General features: G+C 69.5%; 5 protein-coding genes and 1 pseudogene. 3 read left to right on the top strand and 3 right to left on the bottom strand.

Features of this window, described 5'->3' with window-relative positions; translation table 11 throughout:
• Nucleotides 1–184 precede the first annotated feature (184 nt).
• Nucleotides 185–2221 (bottom strand): amylo-alpha-1,6-glucosidase, encoded by a 2037-nt coding sequence (locus ACVCAH_RS29440; protein WP_447139490.1) that lies wholly within the window; start codon nucleotides 2219–2221, stop codon nucleotides 185–187.
• Nucleotides 2218–2595 (bottom strand): SCP2 sterol-binding domain-containing protein, encoded by a 378-nt coding sequence (locus ACVCAH_RS29445; protein ID WP_447139491.1) that lies wholly within the window; start codon nucleotides 2593–2595, stop codon nucleotides 2218–2220. The genes ACVCAH_RS29440 and ACVCAH_RS29445 overlap by 4 nt, the downstream gene beginning before the upstream one ends.
• Nucleotides 2596–2798: 203 nt before the next feature.
• Here ACVCAH_RS29445 and ACVCAH_RS29450 point away from each other — a divergent pair, with 203 nt between their 5' ends.
• Both ACVCAH_RS29450 and ACVCAH_RS29455 read left to right on the top strand, forming a co-directional pair.
• The gene (locus tag ACVCAH_RS29450) at nucleotides 2799–3176 is read left to right on the top strand and encodes an SCP2 sterol-binding domain-containing protein (RefSeq protein WP_447139492.1); all 378 of its coding nucleotides are present in this window, start codon (nucleotides 2799–2801) and stop codon (nucleotides 3174–3176) included.
• Nucleotides 3173–5227 (top strand): amylo-alpha-1,6-glucosidase, encoded by a 2055-nt coding sequence (locus ACVCAH_RS29455; protein ID WP_447139493.1) that lies wholly within the window; start codon nucleotides 3173–3175, stop codon nucleotides 5225–5227. Before ACVCAH_RS29450 ends, ACVCAH_RS29455 begins: the two co-directional genes overlap by 4 nt.
• An 84-nt stretch (nucleotides 5228–5311) precedes the next feature.
• Here the strand turns inward: ACVCAH_RS29455 and ACVCAH_RS29460 are convergent.
• Nucleotides 5312–6072 (bottom strand): annotated as a pseudogene (locus ACVCAH_RS29460) (discoidin domain-containing protein); the annotation flags it as partial.
• Nucleotides 6073–6119: 47 nt separating this feature from the next.
• On the opposite strand from ACVCAH_RS29460, the gene ACVCAH_RS29465 reads away from it, so the two are divergent.
• On the top strand, nucleotides 6120–6319 hold a 200-nt coding region (locus tag ACVCAH_RS29465; RefSeq protein WP_447139494.1), incomplete at its 3' end, for a helix-turn-helix domain-containing protein.

Below are 6319 nucleotides of genomic sequence, written 5' to 3' on the forward strand. Positions count from 1 at the left end.
GTACGCGCCAGCACACCGATCACGGAATTTGCTCGCAACGAGAGTGTCGACTTGGTGACAGAGCGTCAATCCGAACGGTCGACCCGCGTGTGACCAGGCGGTTCGCCGGCATCGCGGATGGGACGAAGGCCCGGACGCGCGGCCGGGGCCTGGAGAGCGGTCAGGGGTTGCGGCGGGCGGCGGGTCACCGGTCGGCGCGGCCGCGCCCGAAGACGTCGGCCCGGCCCCAGCGACCGGGGACGTCGAGCAGCTCCACCCGGCCGAGCTTCACCGGCACCGCGGGCCGGGCCACCAGATGCTCGCCGCGCGGCTCCATACCGAGCATCGTGCGCAGCAGCAGCAGGGGTGTCCCGGTGGACCATGCCTGCGGGCTGCAGGCCGTCGGGTAGTGCACCGGATACCTGGTCAGCTCCCGCTCGTATCCGGCGAAGGCCTCCGGCAGCCGGCCGTGGAACAGATAGGCCGCGTCGATGATGCCCTCGGCGATCCGGGCAGCCTCCGCCGCGTAACCGTAGCGCCGCAGCCCCCAGGCGATGAACGAGTTGTCGAACGGCCAGACGGTGCCGACGTGGTAACCGACGGGGTTGTACCGGGCCTGGCCGGTGGCGAAGGTCCGCACCCCCCAGCCGGAGAAGAGACGGGGACCGAGCAGGTGTTCGGCGATCTTCCCGGCCCGGGACTCCTCGACGATGCCGCTCCACAACAGGTGGCCGATGTTCGACGACAGGGCGTCGACCTGCCGGCCGTCGGCGTCCAGGGCGAGGGCGTAGTACTCGCCGTCGGCCACCCAGAAGTCCCGGTTGAACCGCTGCTTCAACTCGGCCGCCTCCCGCTCCAACCGATCGGCGTAGGCCGGATCGCCCCAGAACTCCCGCGCCAACCGGGCACCGCGCCGCTTCGCGTCGTAGGCGTAGCCCTGCAACTCACACGTCGCCCGCGGCAGGCCCGGCAACGTCCCGTCCCGGTACGAGATCGAATCCCAGGAGTCCTTCCAGCACTGGTTGTCCAGGCCGGTCCGCTCGTTGCGGCGCTGGTACCGCACGTACCCGTCGCCGAGCAGGTCACCGTACTCGTCGATCCAGTGCAGGGCCGCCCGCCCGGCTCGTTCGAGACGGCGAACCGTGTCGGCGTCGCCGGACCAGCGCTCGTACTCGTCGAGCAGGACGACGTAGAGCGGGGTCGCGTCGGCACTGCCGAAGTAGGGTGAGTGCGGCTGTTCCTCGAAGCCGATACTCTCCCCGTACCGCAACTCGTGCAGGATCTTGCCCGGCTCCTCCTCCCGGAAGTCGTCCAGCACGGAGCCCTGGAGCAGTGCCAGCAGGCGCAGCGTGGTCGCGGCGAGATCGGGGGCGAACGGCAGGGCCTGGAGGCTGGTGAGGATGCTGTCCCGGCCGAAGATCGCCATGAACCAGGGCAGCCCCGCGGCGGGCAGGCTGCGCCCGCCCGTCGTCAACGGCGTGAACCGCAGCGCGGCCAGGTCCACCAGGCTGCGCCGGTAGGTTCTGGTGACCGACTCGCAGTCGCAGTTCAGCCGGGGGGCCTCGGCAAGCCACTGCTCGAGGTCCCGGCGCAGCTCCGTCCTGCGCCGGCCAGGCCTGCCCTGGAGGCTCTCCCGGATGTCCCGCCCCTCCACGCCCAACGCTCTGACCTGTAGGTCGGTGACCCATTCGGCGTGCGGTCCGATATGCACGTCGAAGGTCAGTCCGTGTTGGTCGACGTGCGCCGGCACGGTGCTGGAGATCACCGTCTCGCGCCGGAACCTTCCCCGCTCGTAACCGAGTCGCAGGCACCCGTTCTCCGCCCGCGCGTAGTACGTCCCCTTCTTGTTCCGCACGTCCTTGATCTCGAACAGGTCGGCGAAGTCGCTGCCCACGTCGACGCGGATCCGCAGCTCGACCGACGTGGCCTGGTGGTTGACCACGGTCAGCCGTTCGTTGAGGCCACCACCGATCGAGCGCTGACGGATCACCGACACCGCGGGGTTGGTGAGCGGAGTCGAGGTGACCGGAACGAGGAAGAAACGCGCCTCGAAGTACTCGATGTCGTCGACGGTGAGCGGGCTGAGCCGCACCCCGTCGACGGTCAGGATCCACCTGGACAGGAATCGGGTGTCGAACGAGAACAAGCCGGTCGGGATGGTCGGGGAGGCGTCGACGTCACCGCTCTCCTCGCTGACCACGAACGTGTTGCCGTCCAGCAGCCGGACGAGATCCTCGCTCATGCGAGGCGACTCCGTTCCGCCACGAACGTCCGCGGATGGTGCGCGTCCGCAGGCTGCGGCATGACCCGCGCGAGCAACCAGGACAGCCGCACGTCGCCCTCGGCGATCAGCTCGTTGCGTACCCACGCCGTGTAGAGGTTCGCCTCGCCGGAGACGACCCGGTCGAACAGCGCCCGGTCGACGCGGAGGACGGCGTCGACGTCGCGGTCGACCCGGGTGACGTGGACGTCCCCGTGTGTCATCACCACGAACCAGCGGTCGATGCCGCCGTCGTGCTCGAGGTCGAGACGGATGGCACCGGAGGCTCCCTCGAACAGGGGTTCGTGTCCGCGACGGTCGAGCCGGTCGAAGAACTCGGCCGTAGGATCCGACATCAGACTCCCTCGGGTCGGCACTGACACGTCAGCCTCGCGCGGGCCCGAGCGCCTCGTCATCACCCGTAACGGGTGAGATCCGGCCGCCGCCCACGTCGCCGGCGCGTCCCGCGCCGATCTCACCCTCGGCGGGTGATGCGGCTGCGGGGAGCAGCGGGTGATGCTTTGTCTCGGCCGGCCGACTCGCTGCGGGGGGGGTGCTGATGTCGGACACGACCGAGGAGTTCTTCGACCGGCTCGGGCGTCGTGGCGCCGAGCGCCTGCTGCGGAAGACCACCGGCACGATCCGCTTCGACCTCGAGCACGAGCGCGGGAACGACCACTGGTTCGTCACGATCAGGAGCGGTCAGGTACGGGTGACGAGGGAAGAACGCGACGCGGACTGCGTGGTCCGTGCCGAGAACGCCCTCTTCGACCGGATGGTTCTCGGTGAGGTCAAGCCGCTGCCCGCCTGGCTGCGCAACGACATCACGACCGAGGGCGAGTACTGGCCCATCCTCCTGCTCGAGCGACTCTTCCGGCAGCCGGCCGGCGCGCGCCATCCTCGCGCGTTCGTCCGGGAGCACGGGGGACGGCAATGAGGTCGGCCCTGGTAAGAATCCTGGACGGCAACATCTTCGTGGTGAGCTACAACAGCGGGGACATCGAGTCTTCGCCCGCCGTCCCGTGCGGGTTCTTCTCGTTCGACACCCGGTTCCTCTCGACGTGGCTGCTGACGGTCAACGGCGAGCGGCTCCACCCCCTGGCCATCGACGACCTGAAGTACTTCCGGGTGCGCTTCTTCCTGGTGCCCGGAGAACCGACCCACTACCTGGACGCGAAGGTGTCGGTCCTGCGCGAACGGTCCATCGCGGGCAGCTTCGAGGAGCGCCTGACCGTCCTCAACCACAGCGACGAACCGGCCGACTACACCGTCCGCCTGGAGGCGGACAGTGACTTCATCCCGCTCCTGGCAGTCGCGCAACCTCCGAATCCGGTGGGCCGGACCTACCGGAGCGTCGAGGCCGGATGCCTGCGGCTCGGCTACGAGCGGGAGAAGTTCCGGCGCGAGACCACGATCTCCAGCACCGAGCCGGCCCAGATCGACGAGCACGGGCTGACGTACCAGGTCCGGGTCGAGCCGCACGGAACGTGGAGCACCACGGTGCACATCCGTGGGTCAGTGCTGCGCCCGGATGGCGACGATGTCCGGGACCACGTACGTCCGCCGCGGCGCCGGCGGACCGAGCCGGAACTCCAGCGGGACCTCGACCAGTGGCTCGACCGGGCGCCGAAGCTGACCTGCGACTGGGCGGCACTGACCAGCACCTACCGGCGTAGTCTGGTCGACCTCGCGGCGTTGCGGTACTCGCCACTGACCCTTCCGAACGAGGCCATGCCCGCCGCTGGCCTGCCGTGGGCCGCCACCATCGTCGGTCGGGACAGTATCCTCACCAGCTTCCAGGCGCTGCACATCGCGCCGGAGCTCGCCGCCGCGACGCTGCGCATGCTCGGCGTCGACCAGGGTTCCGTGCTGGACGACTTCCGGGACGAGGAGCCGGGAAAGATCCTGCGCGAGTTCCGCTACGGCGAGCTGGCCGCGTTCGAGGAGCGCCCGCAGTCGCCCTACTTCGGCACCGCCGACGCGACCCCGCTCTACGTCGTCCTGCTCGACGAGTACGAGCGCTGGACCGGGGACGGCAGCCTGGTGCGGGAGTTCGAGGACGAGGCGCGGGCGGCCCTGCACTGGATCGACGAGTACGGTGACCTGCTCGGCGACGGGTACGTGCGGTACCAGCGCCGTAACGAGCGTTCTGGCCTGGAGAACCAGTGCTGGAAGGAGTCGTGGGACTCGATCTCCTATCGGGACGGGACATTGCCGGGCCTGCCCCGGGCGACGTGTGAGTTGCAGGGCTACGCCTACGACGCGAAACGCAGGGGCGCCCGGTTGGCCCGGGACTTCTGGCACGATCCGGCCTACGCCGACCGGCTGGAGCGGGAGGCGGCCGAGCTGAAGCAGCGGTTCAACCGCGACTTCTGGGTCGCCGACGGCGAGTACTACGCCCTCGCCCTGGACGCCGACGGCCGGCAGGTCGACGCCCTGTCGTCGAACATCGGCCACCTGCTGTGGAGCGGCATCGTCGAGGAGTCCCGGGCCGGGAAGATCGCCGAACACCTGCTCGGCCCCCGCCTCTTCTCCGGCTGGGGCGTACGCACGTTGGCCACCGGAGAGGCACGCTACAACCCGCTCGGCTACCACGTCGGCACGGTCTGGCCGTTCGACAACTCGTTCATCGCCTGGGGGCTACGCCGCTACGGCTACTCCCAGGAGGCGGCCCGCATCGCCGAGGGCATCATCGACGTGGCGGACTTCTTCGACGGCCGGCTGCCGGAAGCCTTCGGCGGATACGACCGCGAATTGACCCGGCATCCGGTCCAGTACCCCGGTGCCTCCAGTCCGTACGCCGGGTCCACCGGGGCGGCGTTCCTGTTGCTGCGGACGGTGCTCGGCCTGAAGCCGTACGGCGAGGACCTGGTGGTGGACCCGGCGCTGACCGCGCGGTTCGGCCGGGTGGAACTGCTCGACATCCCCGGGCGGTGGGGCCGGCTCGACGCCATCGGGAACGTGCACACCGAAGCCCGCCGGACGTAGCCGTCCCCGCGTCTAGCGCTCGCGGTACCACCGGTGGTGGGCCCGGCCGGACGTCCGGCCGGGCCCACCGCACGCGGGCAGGTGCTACGGGTAGTTGGTCAGGTACGACTGCTGGTGCGCCGCGTTCGCGGTCTCACCGGTGTTGTTGATCACGCGGTTGATCGTCCCGACGCCGCCCAGCGAGACGGTCACCATGTTGGTGAACCGCACGTTCGGGTTGGTCGGCACCTCGAAGGCCCGGTCGGCGACGACCGCCGGGTTGACGTTGAAGTAGCAGTAGCTGCCCAACCCCCACGCCTGGTGGCTGGTCACCGAGTCGGCCACCTTGTACGCGGCGTAGCCCCGGGTGGACCCGTTCATCCAGCCGTCCTGGTTCGGCGGGTCGTACGGCATCTCGTTCTGGTAGAAGTACGTCCGGCCGCCGTTGCCGTTCCAGACGGTCTGGTACTTCTGGTAGTGCTCGACGAAGAGGCCGTACATCGTCACGTTGTCGCCGTTGACGGTGAGGCCGGTGTCGGCGGTGTTCACCGTCCACCCGACACCGTCGCCGTGGTCGGCCCGCCACAGCCACATGTGGTCGCCGATCACGTTGTCGCTGTTGACGGTCAGCGTGTTGGTGGCCCGGCCGACGCCCGGCCCGCCGATCCGGAAGAAGACGTCGTGCAGCGAGGTCGGGTTGGCCGCATGCTGGCCGCCGAGCCGGGCGGGCCGACCTCCATCAGCACCGGCGAGTTGACCTGGCCGGCCTCAAACATGATGCCGGCGACCTTCACCCCGTCCACGTCGGCCACCCGCATCGCGACGGTGCCGTTGTCGGCCTGGATGGTGGCCAGGCCGAGGCCGAGTGAACTGGCTGGGATGGGTGTCGTAGCGGGTGGTTAGTGTGCCTGGCATGGGGCACCGGGATCGGCTGAGAGTCATCCAGTCGTACCGCTTCGCCCTCGACCTGTCCCCGGTGCAGGAGCGGGCGTTGGTGGGCCATGCGGGCGCTGCCCGTAAGGCATACAACTGGGGACTGGAGCGGGTCAGGGTAGTGATGGATCAGCGGGCCGCCGAACGCAGCTACGGAATCGGCGAAGGCCAGCCCCCCCC

The sequence above is a fragment of the Micromonospora sp. LZ34 genome, from assembly GCF_052981855.1.